9 protein-coding genes are annotated in these 15,828 nt (G+C 54.3%); 7 read left to right on the top strand and 2 right to left on the bottom strand.

The window, feature by feature from the left end:
- The first annotated feature begins 148 nt into the window (after positions 1-148).
- On the top strand, positions 149-526 hold the full coding sequence (locus tag ACQRAQ_RS00590; RefSeq protein WP_152077077.1) for a RidA family protein: 378 nt from the start codon (positions 149-151) through the stop codon (positions 524-526).
- Between the two features lie 244 nt (positions 527-770).
- On the opposite strand, the gene ACQRAQ_RS00585 is transcribed toward ACQRAQ_RS00590, so the two are convergent.
- On the bottom strand, positions 771-1,427 hold the full coding sequence (locus tag ACQRAQ_RS00585; RefSeq protein WP_427793398.1) for a helix-turn-helix transcriptional regulator: 657 nt from the start codon (positions 1,425-1,427) through the stop codon (positions 771-773).
- A gap of 241 nt (positions 1,428-1,668) precedes the next feature.
- Between ACQRAQ_RS00585 and ACQRAQ_RS00580 the strand changes: the two genes are divergently transcribed.
- A complete protein-coding gene (locus ACQRAQ_RS00580; protein ID WP_229770606.1) occupies positions 1,669-2,262 on the top strand; it encodes a solute carrier family 23 protein in 594 nt (197 codons plus the stop codon).
- A 644-nt stretch (positions 2,263-2,906) separates the two neighbouring features.
- On the opposite strand, the gene ACQRAQ_RS00575 is transcribed toward ACQRAQ_RS00580, so the two are convergent.
- Positions 2,907-3,032 carry a hypothetical protein gene (locus ACQRAQ_RS00575; protein WP_427793397.1) on the bottom strand — a complete coding sequence of 42 codons (126 nt, stop codon included), beginning with the start codon at positions 3,030-3,032 and terminating at the stop codon, positions 2,907-2,909.
- A 258-nt stretch (positions 3,033-3,290) separates the two neighbouring features.
- Here ACQRAQ_RS00575 and ACQRAQ_RS00570 point away from each other — a divergent pair, with 258 nt between their 5' ends.
- From ACQRAQ_RS00570 to ACQRAQ_RS00550, 5 genes are all read left to right on the top strand, one after another.
- Positions 3,291-4,025 (top strand): exonuclease domain-containing protein, encoded by a 735-nt coding sequence (locus ACQRAQ_RS00570; protein ID WP_427793395.1) that lies wholly within the window; start codon positions 3,291-3,293, stop codon positions 4,023-4,025.
- Positions 4,026-4,324: 299 nt separating this feature from the next.
- Entirely contained in the window at positions 4,325-9,619 is a 5,295-nt protein-coding gene (locus ACQRAQ_RS00565) for an AAA domain-containing protein (RefSeq protein WP_427793394.1), read from the top strand.
- Positions 9,620-9,880: 261 nt separating this feature from the next.
- Positions 9,881-13,159, top strand: a complete 3,279-nt coding sequence (locus tag ACQRAQ_RS00560; RefSeq protein WP_427793393.1) for a helicase-related protein — start codon at positions 9,881-9,883, stop codon at positions 13,157-13,159.
- On the top strand, positions 13,156-13,926 hold the full coding sequence (locus ACQRAQ_RS00555) for a DUF4391 domain-containing protein (RefSeq protein WP_427793391.1): 771 nt from the start codon (positions 13,156-13,158) through the stop codon (positions 13,924-13,926). Before ACQRAQ_RS00560 ends, ACQRAQ_RS00555 begins: the two co-directional genes overlap by 4 nt.
- Positions 13,919-15,826, top strand: a complete 1,908-nt coding sequence (locus tag ACQRAQ_RS00550; protein WP_427793389.1) for a site-specific DNA-methyltransferase — start codon at positions 13,919-13,921, stop codon at positions 15,824-15,826. The genes ACQRAQ_RS00555 and ACQRAQ_RS00550 overlap by 8 nt, the downstream gene beginning before the upstream one ends.
- Positions 15,827-15,828 lie beyond the last annotated feature (2 nt).

The following is a 15,828-nucleotide window of genomic DNA, read 5'->3' as shown; positions in this document are numbered from 1 at the left end:
GATAAAATATTATCGCAGTCTGATAATTATCTTGCATCGGGCAAAATCATCCCCTACTATCCCAATCAAGCGCGGCGTTCAGACCGAACTGTGCCTCCCGGTGCGAACGCCGCGCTCACGCTCTCTATTTGATCGTAAGGAGAAAAACATGAGCAAGACCGTCGTGTCTTCCGATAACGCGCCCGCAGCCATCGGCCCGTATTCCCCCGGTATCCAGACCGGCAACATGGTGTTCCTGTCCGGCCAGCTGGGCATCGATCCCGCGACCGGCAAGCTGCCCGAGGGCATCGAGGCTCAGGCCAAGCAGTCCCTCGCCAACGTCGAAGCCCTGCTGACCGCTGCCGGCGCTACGTTTGCCGATGTCGTCAAGACCACGGTCTACCTGGCTGACATCGCCGACTTTGCCGCCGTGAACGAGATTTATGCCTCCAAGTTTGAGGCCCCGTTCCCCGCGCGCAGCGCTTTCCAGGTTGCCGCTCTTCCGGCTGGCGGTCTGGTCGAGATCGAGGTCGTCGCCGCTCTCTAAGGCGTTGGCAACAACTAAACATGACATGCAAAAAGACCCTGCAGCGCGTGTGAGCTGCAGGGTCTTTTGTCACGTGACGGATCGCTTGCGGAGCCACCAAGGGCAGTCTTTTTGGGACGGGCCCATTTTAGCTACCCCTATATGCAGGATTGATTTTACTTGCGGCTCATCGAAATCGTGGGCAGAGGGAGGGTAGCTAAAATAGCCCCGTCCCAAAAAGACTGCCCGCGCTCCATTTTGCTCGTTAGCCTTCCTTGCGAACTTTTTGCAGGTAGCGGTAGACGCTGGGCTCCGAGATGCCCAGCGCGGTGGCAGCGCAGGCAACAGCGCCCTTGAGCATAAATACGCCGTTGCCGTTAAGGTGGCGAATAACGTCCACGCGATCGGCCTGCCCAAGCGAGGCGACATCCTGGCCGCGGCTTTCGAGCAATTCGGAAATGCTGTGGTCGATGAGCTCCTGTGTAGACTCCGAAAGAATTTCGACCTCGATAGACGCGGGCTCCGCCTGCCTTGGCGCAGCGTCGAAGCAGGCCATGAGCTGCTGAGCCATGGCGTTGATGGAGCGTACCGTGGAAAGATCGGTGTTGACGCAGAGCATACCGACGATCTCGTTATCCTCACGAATAAAGTACGTTGCGGATTCCAACGTCTTGCCACCGGCACCGCGCCCCTCGTAGCCCGTAATAAACGGCAGGTCGCGATACTTGGGATCGTGCATGATCTTGAGTGCCAGATCGGTGGCGGGACCGCCGACCTTGCGGCCGCTCACGATGCCGTTGCGGATATCGACGATGGTGTGGTCGGGATCCGAGAAATCGTGCAGCACGATTTCGCTGTTTTTGCCGAGTATCTGCTCCAGGAAATCGACCATCGGCAAAAAGCGACGTACAGTCTCGTTCACGGGCAACTCCTTTGGATGAAATCGGAAGTTTCATAACAATTTTTTCTCATGGTAACACGGTGTCTATTGACTCGTATATTCGCAGGTACATTGCGTAATACAGACGAACGGTAGGATTTTGGCGGTAAGCGGTCGACCAAAAGAAAAGTTAGATGATATTTTGACTAGACACTTTCCTGACCTGCGGAAATGCGTTGTCTCAGCTGAAAAATAGTCTGATAACAAAAAATTATTATTGAGAATGAGAAAGAGCACCGACATCATTCAGGTGGCGCTCATTCTTTCGGCAATCGACACGGCCCTTCAGGCCTTCGCTCCCTTCCGCCGCATCGGCGGCGGCCTGCTGGGCGGTCTTCCCACCAGCGCCCTTGGCCAGAACGTGGGCATCATCTGCTCCAACAAGGTCGTCAACAAGTGGGTCTTTGTGATCATCGCGTCCGTCTTTGCCATCGCCGGCCTGTTCCCGCAGCTTTCTGCCGTCCTTTCCGCTATCCCGCAGCCTGTCATCGGCGGCGCGACCGTCGGCGTCTTTGGCACCATCACCATGAACGGCGTGCGCATGTTCACCCGCGAGGGCCTTACGCAGCGCACTACCACCATCGTCGGCACCTCCGTCGTCTTTGGCCTGGGTATCTGGATGGCCAGCGGTTGCCTTGCCGGCGAGGGCATGCCCACCTGGGTGTCCACCGTCATCGGCTCCAATGCCGTAACCCCCACCGCCATCATGGCCATCGTGCTCAACCTGATCCTTCCGCAGACGCCGGTCGTGGCTCAGCACATCGATGCCGCCAAGGACGCTGCCGTGGATCTGGTCTTGCCCGAGAGCAAGAAGTAACCAATTCGGTGCTATTCGTCGGCGGACGCATCGCCTCGTCCGCCGACGTCATGCGGCGCCAAGCCGCACTTCAAAGGGCTTGTCCCGTGGGTAAAATAAGGCTGACGGCAGCCCAAGTGGTGAAGAGCTGGGCAGTGTCGTTGTTTAGATTAAGGGGTCGATGCCTTAACGGCGTCGACCCCTCTTTTTATGCTTCGGAAGCTGCTTGAGTGCCTCGGAAAGTCCGATGAGCGCTGTGAGGAGCGAGACCAGAGCGGTCAGGAGCTTCCGGAACGGTCCGTGTGCGGTGGTGTACCGCCCCTTTTGCGTGCGCCGCTTGTCGAATTACGTTATAGCTAGCTATATTATCGGAAAGTATAATATAGCTAGCTATAACGTAAAGGAAGCTGAGGGTCCGTCCTGTGTTGTTGGTGACGGGGCTTTGCCCGATCGCGTGGTCTTTAGCATTTGCGGTTGAGTGCTCCGTGGATGTTGAGTGGTGGCTGGAGTAGAGCGACGAGTTGAGCGAACGCAGGAGCGGGCGCCGAGGCCTCGTTACTGAAAATTCATTTGTTAAACCTGGCGTCCGTGGGTAGAATAAAGTCGACGGCAGCCCAAGGGTGATAGCTGGGCAGCGCCGTTGCTTTGATCAAGGGGTCAATGCCTTAACGGCGTCGACCCCTCTTCTTTTGCTTCGAACACTGCTTGAGTGCCTCGGTAAGTCCGATAAGCGCCGTGAGGAGCGAGACCAAAGAGGTCAGGAGCTTCACGAAATCAATCAGATCGGTCATGGGCATCACCTCCCGTCGCATGGAGGGCGCTGCCCGGCACATGGAACTGCCGTCAACAATAACCAGTCTATCAAACTGCAGTCATAAATACGAATATATGTTCGCTCATAACAGTGACGTGGCCATCTCAAAACGCAGCTTTACGCAAGGATGCCGGGTAGCCGCGCTGGGCGATTTCATGTCCGCGCGGGCGTCTATCCTTACGGCAATGTAGCCGCCTATGTAGCAAGCGGCAGGCAACGGAGAAAGGCCCTAACCGTGTCAGCTGAAAAGACGCCGGGTATCTCGGCTATCGATACGACGAACTTTGCGCGCCAGATCGTGCTGGACTTTGAGTTTGCGCCGGTGCCAAAGCAGCGCCAGCGCCGTGGACTGCGCAATGAGATTATCGAGGTCGGCGCCGTCAAGCTCGATTACCACGGCAACGTTATGGGCGAGTTCTCGCAGTTTGTGCAGACGGAATTTACCGAAGGCGTTGCGTTTCCCGTTCGCGAGCTCACAGGGATATCGGCTGTGGACACCGCGATGGCCGATCCGCTCTATGTGGTGATCAAAAGGCTCAGCGATTGGATCGGTCGCTACTCCGCCCAGGTGGTTTGCTGGAGCGGGACGGACCGTCGACAGCTTTTGACCGAGTGCCAGGCAAAGCACATCGACCTTTCCGCATTTCCTACGGACTGGGCCGACCTGCAGGCGTTTTACACTTCGATTATGGACGTGGGCAGCCACGGGCGCGTCTCGTTGGGTGACGCGGCGATGTGGTTTGGCATCGAGTTTGACGAGTCGACGGGCCACGCCCACAGCGCCTTAGCCGATGCGCGCGTGACCGCCAAGCTGCTCAAGCAGGTGATGGACGGGGACTACCACGTGAGCCCGCGCGCCCAGGAAGTTCGCCAGCGGTGGGGGGTGGGCGAGCGAGCCGAGACGTGCCTTTCCAGCAAGTGCCCCGAGCTGGGCGACCTGCTGCTGAAGCTGAAGGCGGAGGGGAGGTAGGGGCGTTGTCGGTCCTCGCAACCGAAGCCCATTTGATAAATTGTCCTCATGCGAAAAAGCTATAAGTCAATGGCCCCGGGAATGACCCCTGATTCAAGTCACCGGGGCTCATTTTATATTGATATGAGATTGTAGCGATTCATATGCGTGCGATGCATTCCGTTGAGTTAGAGGGCCCTACTGATAACTAGGCATGCAAACGCACGCTTGTCGATTTAATGCCAATATCGCCAGGTTTTCCGCGTAAGCTAGTAACATATTGTGCTGGCCGAGATAGATGACTGCGCGGATGGTGTCAAATGGGTTCTGATCTCAATAACTTATCGGTTGTAGATAAGGCAGAGGCCCTTTTTGGATACTTGGAAGAGTTCTCCAAGATTAGGATGAAGATCGTTCGCAACGTAAGCGATTACGCTTCGGACTGCATTGATTTGGAGAGCTTGCCAACAGATAACGGATGGATCGAGGTGCGATTTCGCGATTCCGCTAATAACGATGGTCCGATTTTGAGTGTCGCTAAACCGGAGTTCAAAACGTGCCCGCAGCCTCCGGATGAGATCGCGCCGTGGATTACAAGCGGATGGGAAAGCTATAAGAACCAGATAGGGTTCAAGTTTCCACCCGAGGAGCTTGCGGAGGCAAATGAAGAAGCGCCTCAAGATCTATTTATGTCCGATCCCGCTAGAGCTCAACTGCTTGAGGAATGGGGTGGCGAGCGAGACAAATGGGTCACATACCAAACTAAGGCGACAGAAGCCTCTGGGGTGTATGAGCGCCTGTTTAAAATGAAAGAAAAACTCAAGAGCGACCCCGATAAACTCGAGGTTGTTGCCGCATCGATGAACGTTCGGCTTTCCGAAGACAAGAGGGTGGATCACCCAGTCTTTACGCGGAACATGAGGATTCAGCTCGATGCGGAAAAGGGAATCATTTCCGTTGAAGACGTCGATTCCGACACGTTGATTCAAAAGGACCTGCTGTCTCAGTCTCAGAATCTGACGATGAGCAAGATTAGTGAGGCGGAACAGAGGCTCGACGAGGAAGAAGTGCATCCGCTTGATCGTGATGCAATTGCCCGTGAAGCCAAACTGCTCGTGAATCAGCTATCGCCCAAGTCTCGTTATTTTGACCGCGCTGATGCTGCGCGAGACCAAGAAGCCGATATAGACGTTCGACCCGGTTTCTATTTAATCTTTAGGCAGCGCCCTGATGGAACCGCGGGCGCTATCGGCAGAATTGTAAAAACGATTGATGAGACTCAGCGCGTCCCTGCGTTCTTAAACGGCCTTCTTGGCGAGTTTACGCACGATGAAACCACTCCGGTCCTTGAGGATTTATCGGACGGGTCTACGGTTTCTCGGCGCTTGGCGGAGGCAAACGGAGAAGATGACGAGATTCTATTGGCGAAACCTGCCAACCGTGCGCAGTTAGAGATTGCCAAGCGAATCGAGCAAGATGACGCCGTTCTCGTTCAGGGCCCTCCGGGTACCGGTAAAACCCATACGATTGCAAACCTGATGGGAAGCTTTTTGGCACAAGGCAAAAGGGTGCTTGTAACGAGCTATACCTCAAAGGCTTTGACGGTTCTTGCCGACAAGATGCCTCCTGAGCTCAGAAGCCTTTGTGTGTCTTCGCTGGCATCTAACGGCAAGGACGCTCGTGATTCGGTAGAAGCAATCGTCAACCATCTCGGCGAGCATTCGATAAGTGAACTGAATAAATCCGTGCAGGAATTATCTTGTCAGCGAGAAGAGATACTGGTTGATCTTGCAAAGGCGCGCAAATCCGCCTTTGTTGAACGAGAGGCCGAGAACAAACAGTTTGATCTGGGGAATGAAACCCTCACTCCGCATGATGCCGCGCAATTTGTTGCGAAGAATAAGGAAGAGCTGGACGACATTATTCCCGGCCAGGTGAAGCTGTTAGCGCAGCTTGATATTTCGATTGTCGAGGAGCTTTACCAAAGCAACGGCATTGCCTCTGCAGAAGATGAGGCAGAGGCGATCTGTCTACAGGATGTCGACTGGATGGCTTTGCTCCCCAAGCCAGACGTCTATGCACAGGAGTTTGAGAAATATAACCAAGCCAGTTCTTTGGCGGACGAGCTGATTCGTCGCCACGGTTGGGAACTATGCGACGATGGGGGAACGGTGGAGATTGGATCGGCTGTTCTTCCCGTTTTGGACGATGAGTCCGAAGCATTCGGCACGGTGAAGAACCTCGTAATGCACGGAGCTCTGAGCGAGGAGTGGCAGCGAGGGGTCGCTGCGAGATCCTTGAGGGGCGAGGGCGAGAAAACGATCTGGTATCGTCTCTGCGATGAGGTTCAGTTGCTTGAACAGCAGGCTTCGTCATATCGAAGCAAGTGGTTTCCGAGGCAGGTTGCGCTTGGTGACAACGGCGATTATCAACAACTGCGCGCGCTTGTAAGCGGGTACAAAGAGTACCTAGCTAAAACGGGCCTGCGAAAGTTGCTTTCTTCGGTCAAGAGCTTGCCCGATGGTGTGGCGGTCAACGGGGCACAGGCGGCTTCGCCCGAGGACTGCGATGCCATCCTGGATTACATAGAGCTTATGGACAAGCGACACGCTTGCGCCATTCAATGGGATGCGCTTATGGGAACCGTTGGCGTGAGCTGCTTTGCAGAGTTGGATAGCAGTGAGCCCGAGCACGTGGCATTTCGATATGTTGAGGGTATTAAGGCGGCCCTTGCGTGGAAAGCCGAGTGCATTGACAAGCTGTTTGACGCATTGGACTCAAACGGTATCTCTCATGAAGCGTTCTTTGACTGCCCTTCCATGATTTCCGAAAAGGAGGTCGTGGCCAAAACCTTGCAAGCACTGGAAACGGATCTCACGGATTACCTTAAGTTGTGTGTCGCACTCAAAAAAATAAGGGCGATTAAGGCATGGGCAGAGGACGTTTTGAAGAGAATCGAAGACGCTTCGGCCAAGCACTGTGAGACCGCTGTCGCATTGAGCGACTGCATCGTGCAGCTTCGCCCAGCTGGGGATTTCGGCGAAGCGGTTGACCCCGAACTCGGCTTGGTGCAAACATACCGCGATCAGTACAATCGTCTACAGTGGCTGTGCGAAATAAGGGCGGCAGTTAAGCGCCGACATGAGCAACTGAATCAGTTGTCGCAAATTGCTCCGGGATGGGCACAAGCCGTTCGTGAGCGCGAGGGCGTTCACGGGGCTACGAGCGTTCCGCGGGATATCGAACGAGCATGGAAATACAAGCAGTGCCAGGCAATTGTTGAGTATGCCGATCGTGCAAACTCTTCCAATCCCCAGAAGGAAATTTCTGAGCTGGGCAAACGCTATCGTGACATAACGGCAAAATTGGCAGGCATGATGGCGTGGCTCAAGATTCACAAGGACCTTGAGAGCAATACAGAGCTCAAGGTCGCGCTGAACGGCTGGAAGCAGACGGTCGCGCGAATTGGCAAGGGAACGGGCAAGAATGCATCGCGGCATCGCTCGAAGGCCCGTGCTCTCATGGCGAAATGTCAGCGGGCTGTGCCGGCATGGATTATGCCGATTGGCCAAGCGCTTGACTCTTTTGACCCCGCCAACAATCTGTTTGATATCGTAATCATCGACGAGGCAAGCCAGGCCGACATGACCGCCCTGGCTATTACATATCTTGCAAAAAAGGTAATTGTTGTTGGTGATGACAAACAAGTAAGCCCTCTTTCTGTCGGTGCAAAGGAATCCACTGCCGAAGGATTGGCCGCTTCATATATCGAGGGAAAGGGAATTCCCAACGCCCATCTGTATCGAGCAAGATACTCGCTTTACGAAATTGCCCAGCAGGGCTTTTCGCCCATCATGCTTACCGAGCACTTTAGGTGCGTGCCGGATATCATCGGCTTTAGCAATGGGCTATCGTACGGTGGAAAAATCAAGGCGCTGAGAGACGCCGATGCGGGTGGATTGATGCCGGCGTTGGTTCCCTTTCGCGTCAAAAGCGGCATGCGCTCGGGCAAGGCGAAGATTAACCAGCAAGAGGCCAAAGCCGCAGTTGCGATTATCCGTGCCTGTCTTGAGCAGCCAGAATATGAAAACAAGACATTTGGCGTTTTGTCCTTGCTGGGAGAAGAGCAGGCTGACTTGATTCGAAACGAACTGCTTAAAGAGATGGATCCCGCTGAGTTTGAAAAACATGAGATTATTTGCGGCAACGCTGCGGGTTTCCAGGGCGATGAACGCGATGTCATGATTCTAAGCATGGTTGACAGCAACGAATCCGAGACTCCCTTGCGCTTTATGGGGACGGGCTCGGATGACGCATACAAGAAGCGTTACAACGTTGCTGCGAGCCGCGCGAAAGACCAGATGTGGCTTGTATATTCGCTTGATCCAGCTCGTGATTTAAAGAGTGGCGACCTGCGTAGGCAGCTAATTGAGTACATGCTCGACCCGCATACGTTTGACACTCAGATTGAGGAGGCGCAAGAAAAAGCCGAGTCCGATTTTGAGTTGCAGGTGTGCACTGAGCTTTCCAAGCGCGGTTATCAATATGAGCAGCAAAAGGAAGTCGGAAGCTACCGCATTGATATTGTCGTGCAAAGCGACCATCACAACGTTGCTATCGAATGCGACGGCGATCGTTGGCATTCAACCGAGGGGCAAATTATCGCAGACATGGAGCGACAGACGATTCTGGAGCGTGTGGGATGGGATTTCATCCGTATTCGAGGTAGTGAGTTCTACAGCGATCGGGATGCAACGATGGATCGAGTTGTAGCCGAACTCGCTATTTACGACATTAAGCCAGGCCAGCAGTTCCCCACGGTTGCCCGTGACACCAGCGAACTTCTCGAGCGAGTGCTCGAGGCGGTTCGTGACAATTTCGATGACGAAGTGGACGAGAACACACTCGAGTCCACGGTTGCTCGAGATTCGGCCATCGCAGCTGCTCTTCAAGAACAGGAGCCGCCGCGCGAGCCGGATATGCTATCGAAAGATGATGGCGCTAAGGAAGCGCATGCCAAGGCGGATGACTTTGCTGTTGCGGCTGGCTGCTCGGATGTGATCGAGAATGACGACGCAAGCGGCCAGTGCGAGCAGGTGGACGAACAACGTGGACAGACAATAACTGAGGATTCGCGTCAGGAGATGCTTCTGCTCGCACTCGAACGGGCAGGGCATCGGTTCTATGAAACCGAGCAGGCGGACGTCTTTTGGGTGCCTGGGGACTTATCAATGCGGGCGTCAATAAAGGACATCTGTTCTTCGTTTGATTACAGTTGCGTTTACAACTTTGGGGACACCGGCGCGAACACTGGTCTTTCCGGATGGATTTTGTACCCTAAGGGTAAGCGGGCTAGCATTGCACATGCGCTGCAATCAGAAGCACTTAAATGGCATAAAGGAAACGGTTGCGGGGATGCTTTGCTTGCTGAGTTGAACTCTCTGGGCCTCACCTGTATTGATAAGCGAAGCAAACACGGTGCGCTATGGGTCATTGACGATCCGGTGTTTAAGGAAAAGCGCCTCGGCATCGAGGCAAAATATAAAGTGAGGTTCAAATACAGCAAACAAGGGTCAAGGTCGACATCGTCCCGACCTGCGTGGTACACAAAATAACGAAGCATTCACGAAGTACATGAACGGTGTCTATTAATTGCACAACAAATAATTGAGGTCGTAGAGATAACCCGCTTGCCGAAAATGTCCTGACGCTCCTCTATAGTTGGGAGACAATGGATAAAGTTTTAGCAAGGGGCCTCTGCGTCCTGAGACGATAGCAATTAAACCTGGAGTGTACTTCGTGGATATACCTGCGGATAAACTTCGGGGGGGGGCGCTTCGAAGCGGGCGTTCCCTCTCGGTCAATAATGAAATAGCTTGGCACGCCGTCTTAAGGACGGTGTGCTGATGGAGTTTCTCGATAACGTCGGACGCAATCGTCTGGGAGACGCACTCGCTAAATCCATCGATGAGGGCGCCAAACTCTCAATCATCAGCAGTTACTTTACGGTCTTTGCTTTCTCTGAGCTCAAAGAAGAGCTGGAGAAGCTTGACTCAGTGCGTTTTCTCTTTAGCGAACCTACGTTCGTTAAGCGCATGGCCACCGATAAGGACCCACGCCAGTTTGCCATATCGCAATGCTCGCGCGAGCGTGGCGTGGGCGGTTTGGGTCTCGAGCTCACGCTGCGCAACAATCTCAATCAACGCGCCATTGCCCGCGAGTGCGCCGAATGGGTGCGCGCTAAGTGCGAGTTTCAATCTGCCAAGATGAACGGGGCAATTCAGCCCGGAGGCACCTATATAGTCGAGAACCCCAATGGCGACGACCATGCTTTCATGGGTGCCGCCGCTGACTTTACCCAGGAAGGACTTGGTTACGAGCGCCGCCCCAACACCGTAATGGGCGTAAGCCACTACGAGGGCGCGACGGAAACTGCCGGCCTAAAGGCGATGTTTGAGTCCGTCTGGGATAAGCCTGCGATGGTCGCCGATGTTACCGATGAGGTGGCGGCGCAGGTAGGCACACTCTATCGCGAGAATCCGCCCGAGTTCGTTTATTTTCTTACGCTTTACCACTTGTTCCGCGATTACCTTTCCGACGAAGATAACGATTTGAGGCCCGGCCTTAAGTTTGAGGAGTCCGTTGTCTGGAACAAGCTCTACGACTTCCAAAAGGACGCCGTGGTGGGCGCCATCCGCAAGCTCGAGAAGTACAAGGGCTGCATCATTGCGGACAGCGTTGGTTTGGGTAAGACCTATGAGGCACTCGCCGTTATTAAGTACTACCAGGAACGCAATGACCGCATTCTGGTACTGGCACCTAAACGCTTGCGCGATAACTGGACACTGTGGACGCAAGATAACGATGACCGCAACCCGTTGGCGGACGATCGTCTTAACTACACCGTACTCAATCACACCGATCTGTCCCGTTATGCGGGCATGAGCGGCGATGTCGACCTGGAGCACCTACGCTGGGGCCACTATGACCTGCTGGTGATCGATGAGAGCCATAACTTCCGTAACAAGAGCACGGATTCCGAGAAAAAGGACCGTTACACACGCCTCATTGAGGATGTGATTAAGAGTGGACGGCGCACCAAGGTGCTGATGCTCTCGGCTACGCCTGTGAACAATCGCCTGCTGGATCTGCGCAACCAGATTGAGCTCATCACCGAGGGCGATGATGCGTATCTGGCGGATACTGATGGTATTGAGTCGATTACTCAGGTGTGCCGTACAGCACAAGCGCGCTTCAACGAGTGGAGCAAGCTCGACGATGCCGAGCGCACCACCGAGAGCTTCGTCAACGCCGTCAACGCCGATTACTTTAAGCTGCTCGACGTGCTTACCATCGCGCGCAGCCGCAAGCATATCTCTAAGTACTATGGTGCCGCTTCGGGTACGTTCCCGCAGCGTCGCAAGCCCCTCTCTATTACCACGCCAATCGATTTGGCGGGGGAGCTTCCGCCTATCGCTGAGCTCAATGACATGATCGCTCAGCTCACGTTTGCGCAGTATCAGTTGCTTTCTTATGTACGCGGCGATAAACGTCGTAAGTACGAGGATCGTTACGGCGACACCTGGGGCAAGGACTTTGAGAGCCAGGTTCACCGTACGGGTGCTGTTGCCAACCTTATGCGCGTAAACGTGCTCAAGCGAATGGAATCTTCGGTTAACAGTTTTCGAATCACGCTCTCGCGCATCCTGGCGGGATGCGAGGCGCTCCGCGCACAGCTCAATGACCCTGCGGCCATGGGAGCGGGCAGCTATGATGCGGCGGGCATCGAGGATGGCATGGATGACGATGACGCCGAGGAAATCGAGCGCGGCGGCAAGGTTCGCGTCGACCTGCGCGATGTTGATGCCTTGCGTCTGGGCAGCGATTTAGACTTTGACATCACTGTGCTGCACCGTCTGCTCGACTATGCCAATGCCGTAACGCCTGAGCGCGATGCCAAGTTGGATGAGCTCTACAAGTTCATAGTCGATAAGGTCAATAACCCCTACAACCCCGACAACCGCAAAGTGCTCGTATTCACGGCGTTTGCGGACACGGCGGACTATCTGTTTGATCAGCTGGCGCCTCGCCTTAAGAACGAGCTCGGCCTTGAGTGTGCCGAGGTTGCCGGAAGCGCAAATCGCACTTACTCGCTTAAGTTGCGCCGAACCACCTTCGAGAACATCCTGGCGTACTTTAGTCCGCGCTCCAAGGAGCTGCCCGAGGCGTCTCTCGCTGCAGGCGAAATCGATGTTGTCTTTGCCACGGACTGCATCTCCGAGGGCCAAAATCTTCAGGACTGCGACTGTCTCGTCAACTATGACATTCACTGGAATCCGGTACGCATTATCCAGCGCTTTGGTCGTATCGACCGTTTGGGCTCCACCAACACGCAAATTCAGTTGGTGGACTTTTGGCCCGACATTGCGCTCGATGAGTACATTCAGCTCGAGAGTCGCGTAAAGGGTCGTATGGCCTTGCTCGACGCCTCGGCCACCGGCGAGGAGAACGTGCTGGAGTCCAAAGCAACGGGCGAGATGAACGACCTTAAGTATCGTCGCCAGCAACTTCAGCAGCTCAAGAGCGAGGTGCTGGATCTGGAGGATATTTCAGGCGGCATCTCGATCACCGACTTCGCTTTCGATGATTTTCGTGTTGAATTGCAGCGCTACGAAAAGGAACATCCGGGTCTTTTAGAAAACTCACCGGCTGGTATGCATGCGGTGGCGCGCATTCCCGATGAACTGCGTGATTCCGTGGCGCCGGGCGTGGTGTTCTGTTTGGCGCAAAACGATGAGAATGCGAACCCCAAGGACACGAATCCTACCTTCCCGTATTACGTGGTGTACGTATCGGCCGACGGCGATGTGATGACCAAACATACACAGCCCAAGCATGCGCTCGATATGATGCGCGCCTGTTGCGCGGGCGAATCTGAGCCAATTGCGGAGCTGTGTCGCGACTTTAACCGCGAGACGCGCGACGGCGAGCGTATGGGCGCTTACACCGAGCTTTTGGACAAAGTGGTTGCCACCATTAGCGGCGTGCAACAGGACAAGGGCATTGAGAGCCTGTTCTCGCTGGGCGAAGTGGGAACGGGCACGAGCCTTGGCTTCGACGATTACTCGCTGATCAGTTTTGCGGTGTTGCGATGAGAGGTTTTGACTGGAACGACGTGTTCTGTTTGCCCGATGCCGCTCTGGCGGGCGACAGGCGTATCCCCAAGACGGTGCTCACGCGCCAAGCTCAGCTTACAAAGACCGAGCAGAAAGTGCTCGATCGTGTAGCTGCGCTTATGCACTTTGCCACCGTGCAAAAGTCCACGACGCGCATCGCACCTGTTCAAGATGATGAACACGATATTCAAAGCGTGCTCATCCTTCGATGCGAGCTGTCCCGTGGGGCGGCTTATGCCGAGGTGGCAAGGCTCGTCCACAAGTGTTTTCCCAATCCAACGGTGATTCTGTTTGGCGGCGAGGACGAGGCTTGCATTTCGCTGGCAACGACGCGTAAGAGCCTTGCTGAGCAGGGCGCCATGGTGATTGATGACGTTGAGTCAACGGGGGCATTCGATCTTGGTGACACACGGTATGCACCGTTTTTGGATGCACTCGCGTTTGAGCGATTGCCACAGGTGAATCTTCTGGTCTATCTGCGCAGCATTGCCTGGGCAGTGCGACTTTCACGCGTGGTTCCGTCTCTAGGATTCTTTCCGGCGTGCGCGGAACAGGATTGTGAGCGTCTGGAGGGGTTGGTGGCGCGGAGAGATGTGCTCGCTTCGCAAGTTGAGGATACCAAGCGACGCCGTCGCGATCGGGAATTGACCCTGAATGAATCTGCGCACCTACGCATGGACCTCAAAAAGCTGGAAAAGGAGCTCGGTCAGACGACCGACGAGATAAAGGAGATCTGCAATGGCTGAGATCGAGAAGATGAACCTCGAGTCCGAAGACCTCGTGGAAGACCGCCTGGCGCAGCTCAAAGAGTTGATGCCCGAGGTATTTACCGAGAGCGGTATCGACTTTGATAAGCTGCGCTTGGAGCTTGGTGACGAGGTCGACGAGGGCCGGGAGCGCTACGCCTTTACCTGGCCTGGCAAGATGGACGCCATTCGTCAGTCGCAGACGCCGAGCACTGCCACGTTGCGCCCCTGCGTTGAGAAGAGCCGTGGCCGCCATGGCGAGGACGGCAGCTTTGACTCGGAAAATCTATTTATCGAGGGAGAAAACCTTGAGGTCTTGAAGCTCCTTCAGCATGGATACCATGGGCGAATAAAGCAGATTTATATCGATCCCCCGTATAACACCGAAGGCGACTTTGTTTATTCCGATACTTATAGCGACCCGATTAAGCACTACAAAGAGATAGTCGGACTTACGGAGCAATCAAGCCCTGATGTCAGTGGCGCGAGACATACACGCTGGTGCAATTTGATGTACCCTCGTCTTCGCCTCGCGCGAGAGTTGCTATCACAAGATGGCTGCCTTTTCATGAGCATCGACGACCATGAGTATAAAAATGCCCTCGAAATATGCCATGAAGTGTTTGGTGAAGGCAATTATATCGCGACGATTGTTCGGAATACGAATAGCTCCAAGAATCAGAGCCTATTTGTTTCAATTAGTCATGAGTATTGTCTTGTGTATGCAAGAAATATCGACGTCCTGAAGGCAAAGCATGCTGATCAAAAATGGGGCGTTGCAAAAAATAATGTTGATGAATATGTCGCGAAAGTAAAGCAACTCCAAAAAATGGGGCTGACTTCGGAACAGATTACCGATGAGCTCAAGGAGCTTACGAAATATCCCCGATTCACTGACTTTGTTAACTATTGGTACTTTGATGAAAGAGGCCTATATCAGAAGGGTGACATGGGTGGCGTTCCGAACGGAAATCCTGAGCCCATCTTTAATCCACTGACTGGAAAAAACGATCCTGTTCCGCCTGGGGGCTTTCGTTATAAACCGGATACAATTGAAAAACTAATTGCCGAAGACAGGATCCATTTCCATACCGACGGCAGCCTTCCGCGAGTGAAGCGATATCTTTCTGAAAATCTAACTCAGAGGCCGAAATCGATCATGTCTGACGATCAGAGGCCGGATGTGAACATGCTGAATAAGGAGTTCTGCACACCATTCGACAATCCTAAGCAGCTGAGTTTCATCGAACGGCTCGTTAGCATTTCTGATGAAGATGCAATTGTTCTCGACTTCTTTGCCGGGTCAGCCACAACGGCGCATGCTGTTATGAAATTGAATGCCGAAACCGGTGCGAGTCGTCATTTCATCATGGTGCAGATTCCACAGCCTTGTGGTGAAAAAACCGCTGCGTATAAAGCGGGTTTTATGAATATTTGCGAAATTGGGGAAGAGCGCGTCAGGAAGGCTAGTGTGAAGGTGGCCGAAATGGCCGTTGAACCAGTTCATTTTGATGAGGGGTTTAGGGTACTCGAGTTGGACTATTCTGGCATCGAAAAGCCCCAACCCGGGCAGCTCGTCCTTGACGTGGTCAATCCCGACCGCTCCGATATGGATATCGTCTTTGAGATGATGCTCAAATGGGGACTCGAGCTCACGCTTCCCGTCGAGAAGGAGGAAGTCGTCGGCTACCCCGTATATTCTGTCGCTTGCGGCGAGCTCGTGTGCTGTCTGGCGGACGGCCTTACCATGGAAGCGCTCGATGCTATCGCCGACATGGAGCCGCGCCGTGTGCTCATGCGCGACTCGATCCTTACCGATACGCTCAAGCTCAATGCCGTCCAAGCGTTTAGGCGCGTGGAGGAACGGGCTGGCTACGAGGTACAGCTGAGGACGGTGTAACG

The sequence above is a fragment of the Collinsella sp. SGI.178 genome (assembly GCF_050313495.1).
Lineage (GTDB): Bacteria > Actinomycetota > Coriobacteriia > Coriobacteriales > Coriobacteriaceae > Collinsella.
The sequence above is the reverse complement of the archived record's forward strand: the minus strand, read 5'-3'. Positions and strand labels throughout refer to the sequence as shown.

Bases quoted from the DNA above. Each gene is read 5' to 3' on its own strand.
- ACQRAQ_RS00555 (WP_427793391.1), top strand. From the start codon at position 13,156: ATGAGAGGTTTTGACTGGAACGACGTGTTCTGTTTGCCCGATGCCGCT.
- ACQRAQ_RS00575 (WP_427793397.1), bottom strand. From the start codon at position 3,032: ATGACCGATCTGATTGATTTCGTGAAGCTCCTGACCTCTTTGGTCTCG.
- ACQRAQ_RS00550 (WP_427793389.1), top strand. From the start codon at position 13,919: ATGGCTGAGATCGAGAAGATGAACCTCGAGTCCGAAGACCTCGTGGAA.
- ACQRAQ_RS00580 (WP_229770606.1), top strand. From the start codon at position 1,669: ATGAGAAAGAGCACCGACATCATTCAGGTGGCGCTCATTCTTTCGGCA.
- ACQRAQ_RS00590 (WP_152077077.1), top strand. From the start codon at position 149: ATGAGCAAGACCGTCGTGTCTTCCGATAACGCGCCCGCAGCCATCGGC.
- ACQRAQ_RS00565 (WP_427793394.1), top strand. From the start codon at position 4,325: ATGGGTTCTGATCTCAATAACTTATCGGTTGTAGATAAGGCAGAGGCC.